Genomic DNA, 1,066 nt, shown 5'->3' with positions numbered 1-1,066 from the left:
CACTATCGTTAAGTGAATACATAGCTTAACGAAGCGAACCGGGGGAACTGAAACATCTAAGTACCCCGAGGAAAAGAAATCAACCGAGATTCCCCCAGTAGCGGCGAGCGAACGGGGAACAGCCCAGAGTCTGAATCAGCGCGTGTGTTAGTGGAACGGTCTGGAAAGTCCGACGGTACAGAGTGATAGTCTCGTACACTAAAATGCACACGTTGTGAACTCGAAGAGTAGGGCGGGACACGTGGTATCCTGTCTGAATATGGGGGGACCATCCTCCAAGGCTAAATACTCCTGACTGACCGATAGTGAACCAGTACCGTGAGGGAAAGGCGAAAAGAACCCCGGCGAGGGGAGTGAAACAGAACCTGAAACCGTGTACGTACAAGCAGTGGGAGCCTCTTTTATGGGGTGACTGCGTACCTTTTGTATAATGGGTCAGCGACTTATATTCTGTAGCAAGGTTAACCGTATAGGGGAGCCGAAGGGAAACCGAGTCTTAACTGGGCGTTAAGTTGCAGGGTATAGACCCGAAACCCGGTGATCTAGCCATGGGCAGGTTGAAGGTTGGGTAACACTAACTGGAGGACCGAACCGACTAATGTTGAAAAATTAGCGGATGACTTGTGGCTGGGGGTGAAAGGCCAATCAAACCGGGAGATAGCTGGTTCTCCCCGAAAGCTATTTAGGTAGCGCCTCGTGAACTCATCTTCGGGGGTAGAGCACTGTTTCGGCTAGGGGGTCATCCCGACTTACCAACCCGATGCAAACTACGAATACCGAAGAATGTTATCACGGGAGACACACGGCGGGTGCTAACGTCCGTCGTGAAGAGGGAAACAACCCAGACCGCCAGCTAAGGTCCCAAAGTCATGGTTAAGTGGGAAACGATGTGGGAAGGCACAGACAGCCAGGATGTTGGCTTAGAAGCAGCCATCATTTAAAGAAAGCGTAATAGCTCACTGGTCGAGTCGGCCTGCGCGGAAGATGTAACGGGGCTAAACCATGCACCGAAGCTGCGGCAGCGACGCTTATGCGTTGTTGGGTAGGGGAGCGTTCTGTAAGCCGT

The 1,066-nt window shown here is 52.2% G+C and carries 1 rRNA gene; it reads left to right on the top strand.

What is annotated here, in order from left to right:
• A 23S ribosomal RNA gene (locus EDF81_RS23825) occupies positions 1-1,066 on the top strand; the annotation flags it as partial.

The sequence above is a fragment of the Enterobacter sp. BIGb0383 genome (genome assembly GCF_003751845.1).
Classification (GTDB): Bacteria; Pseudomonadota; Gammaproteobacteria; order Enterobacterales; family Enterobacteriaceae; genus BIGb0383.
Note: the sequence above shows the minus strand (reverse complement) of the source record. Positions and strands in the feature narration are given on the sequence as shown.